The sequence below is a fragment of the Bacillus cereus group sp. BfR-BA-01382 genome (assembly GCF_022663475.1).
GTDB lineage: Bacteria > Bacillota > Bacilli > Bacillales > Bacillaceae_G > Bacillus_A > Bacillus_A thuringiensis_S.
This window is the reverse complement of the sequence record NZ_JAKUFQ010000214.1, coordinates 1-2,574: the sequence shown is the minus strand read 5'-3', so window position 1 is coordinate 2,574 and position 2,574 is coordinate 1. Positions and strand designations below refer to the sequence as shown.

Below are 2,574 nucleotides of genomic sequence, written 5' to 3'. Positions count from 1 at the left end.
TTGTCTAGCATCTAAAAATAAAAATTGACGTTTCACGTTGTTTGTTTCGTTCAGTTTTCAAAGAACTACTTGGTCGCTCATTTGCGACTTCCTTATGTTAACATCTTCGTTAGTTAATGTCAACTAAGTTTTTTATTTCGTTTGTCGCTTTCGACGTTATTGTCATCGGCGACTTGTTCTATATTACACTTCATTTATATAATCGTCAATACATTATTTTAAAAAACTTTATATTTTATAGAATTCATTTACGTAATCAAATTATCTATTTACGTATTTCTTCTATAGTTATATACAAGCACCCCACAGAACTATCTATAGGGTGCTATTCCATCATAAAAGCTATTGTTCTTTTGACGGCACTGAACAACTTCCATCAGTACAAGAAAGGTCGCTTCCACCATCTACTGAAAGTTCCTGTAACTTCGGTGCAGGATTCTCTTCTTCCCAAACTTGCTGGAGTGCACCAACAAAAGTTTCAAGTGGTTGTGCACCTGAAATAGCATACTTTTGATTAATAATAAAATAAGGCACTCCCGAAATTTGATATTGCTGAGCAATCGCTTCTTCAATTCTAACATCATTTGCGTACGCATTTTTATCATTAATAACATTTAAAGCTTCTTGCTTATCTAAACCTGAAGCTTCAGCAATAGTAGCAAGTGTATCCACATCACTTAAATTTTTCGATTCAGTGAAATATGCAAAAAGTAGATTTTCCGTAATCTCCTTTTCTTTTCCATGATTCTTTGCAAACTTCGCAAGACGATGCGCATCAAACGTATTCGTCGGCTTCATCTCATCAAAATTAAAACTTAAACCCATACTAGCTGCATGATTTCCTAGCTGTACGTTATTACGCTTAGCTTCTTCAATACTAATCCCATACTTTGATGCAAGCACTTCATTAATACTTGTTCCAGAGTAAACGGGAGTATTCGGATCCAACTCAAAACTTTTAAACTCAACTTCAACATCCTTCTTATGTGGAAATTGCTCTAAAGCCATCTCTAATCTACGTTTCCCAATATAGCAAAATGGGCATACAAAATCCGACCAAACCTCAATTTTCATATAAACACCTCATTAACATTTAGTTTTCAATCATTGTAGCACTGAGATTAAGGAATTCAAAAGTTTTTGCTCTATCTCCTTCATATAGTACATACAAAAATACACTTATAGCAGACTACCTAATTAACAAAAAAACGATAATCAAAAGGATTAACTATTATCCCTCCGATTATCGTCTATATAAATGCAACAACTTTAATTATGCCGGAATATACTTCCCTACGAACTTCCATACGGTATTCCAATATTTATTCGAATCTACTTTCTCCGCTTCTCCATGCCCAGCACCTGGAACAATTAATTTCTCTTTTTCTACTTTTGCAGCATTATATACTTCATCTAACATTTCAAAAGGAACGAATGTATCAGCATCCCCATGAATGAATAGCATAGGTGTTTTACTTTTCGCTACTTGTTTTACAGCTGAAGCTTCTTCTAAATCATATCCAGCTCTTAATTTTGTAACTGTATTTGCCGCATTCATAACAGGAAACTTCGGCAAGTGGAATAAATCTTTTAGCTGATAAGTAAATTCATCAATAACGGTTGAGTATCCACAATCTTCAATAATAACTTTAACATTAGAAGGTAAATCTTCTCCTGAAGTCATCATTACAGTTGCCCCGCCCATTGAAACACCAAATAGAGCTATTTCAGCATTAGGATCTTTCTTTAAGATTTGTTGAATCCAAATCAAAACATCTTTACGATCATGCCAGCCCATACCAACATAATCCCCTTCACTATTTCCGTGCCCACGAAGGTCTGGTGCTATGACATTATAGCCTTGTTCATAAAAGTTACGAATATATTTCGTCATTTCTGATGCTCTACCATTGTATCCATGAACCACAATTGTCCATTTATGACTAGATTGTTCATTCATATATTCATAGCCTTTTAAATTCATTTTATCGAAAGAACGTATAGTTAATGTGTTAGGTTTATACTTCGATACGAAGTTCGCATTCTTTTCTTCATTTGTAGCCAATACATCTCCCGATGCATTTACCGTTTCTACTAAATGAGGATTATCTTGTAAAAACTCTTTTTCTTGTTTCGCATTCAACGCGTAGTTATAAAAATAATTCCCAACTAACATATACACGATTACTAGAAGGACTAAGACTACTATAGTAATTATACCTATCCTTTTCATATTATCTCCTTTTCTAACTTAAATCTTCTTATATTAAAGTACATCAAAAAAACAACTGTACTATTTTAACACACTGGTGAATTTTATCTTTAAGAAATAAAATAGAAAATCTTAAATTACATATCAAAAATCACGAAAGAAATCGAATAAAACTTATATAGATATGTAATTAGCTTTGAAAAAAAGTTACAAAACACAAAAAAGACGAGTCATTCTGACTCGTCTTAAGCTTGCTTGGCGACGTCCTACTCTCACAGGGACAAGGTCCCAACTACCATCGGCGCTAGAGAGCTTAACTTCCGTGTTCGGTATGGGAACGGGTGTGACCTCTCTGCCATCAT

2 protein-coding genes and 1 rRNA gene are annotated in these 2,574 nt (G+C 34.0%); all 3 read right to left on the bottom strand.

The annotated features are described in order from the left end of the window. Positions 1 to 342 precede the first annotated feature (342 nt). Positions 343 to 1,074 carry a DsbA family oxidoreductase gene (locus MR160_RS33405; protein ID WP_000687924.1) on the bottom strand — a complete coding sequence of 244 codons (732 nt, stop codon included), beginning with the start codon at positions 1,072 to 1,074 and terminating at the stop codon, positions 343 to 345. A 199-nt stretch (positions 1,075 to 1,273) separates the two neighbouring features. Then, complete coding sequence (locus MR160_RS33400; RefSeq protein WP_242299192.1) at positions 1,274 to 2,233, bottom strand: alpha/beta hydrolase; 960 nt, start codon at positions 2,231 to 2,233, stop codon at positions 1,274 to 1,276. Positions 2,234 to 2,465: 232 nt separating this feature from the next. Next, positions 2,466 to 2,574: ribosomal RNA gene (gene rrf / locus MR160_RS33395) — 5S ribosomal RNA — on the bottom strand; the annotation flags it as partial.

Coding starts and splice junctions, on each gene's coding strand:
- MR160_RS33400 (WP_242299192.1), bottom strand. CDS start 2,233: ATGAAAAGGATAGGTATAATTACTATAGTAGTCTTAGTCCTTCTAGTA.
- MR160_RS33405 (WP_000687924.1), bottom strand. CDS start 1,074: ATGAAAATTGAGGTTTGGTCGGATTTTGTATGCCCATTTTGCTATATT.